We start from the raw sequence: 394 nt of genomic DNA on the forward strand, positions 1-394 counted from the left end.
GTAGCGAGTCCAGCCCACGTTTTTTGTGGGCGATTTTTAATGTGCTTGTTATGCATTTTCTGGTGGATGCTCCTCATACTGTGGAACGTCCTCGGGAATTACTTCCCAACTTGCTTTTGAGCCTACAAAAATGTGGCGCCCAATTTTGATTTCTGGGTCTTCGTTAAGGCAACCTAACGTTACTCCGTGAACTTCACCTTGGTAAATACCACATAAAGTAGAACCGCATTTCTTGCAAAACTGTAAACCGAAACCGTGTACACCAACATATGAAGTCAAAAACTCCGCACCAGAAACCCATTGAAATTCGGAGGGGTCTACGAGCGCGTAAGCTGATGCTTGAGAACTAAAAGCTTTCCTACAACGAGAACAGTGACACGACCTAGCATCCCGA

Annotated in this window: 1 protein-coding gene; it reads right to left on the minus strand. The window is 45.2% G+C overall.

Features of this window, described 5'->3' with window-relative positions:
- Positions 1–48: 48 nt before the first annotated feature.
- Positions 49–394 (minus strand): GFA family protein (locus IYN85_RS25665; protein ID WP_196161832.1); only part of this gene is annotated, 346 nt, incomplete at its 5' end.

Origin of the sequence: Reinekea sp. G2M2-21, assembly GCF_015687175.1 — a bacterium.
In the GTDB taxonomy this organism is placed as follows: Bacteria; Pseudomonadota; Gammaproteobacteria; order Pseudomonadales; family Natronospirillaceae; genus Reinekea.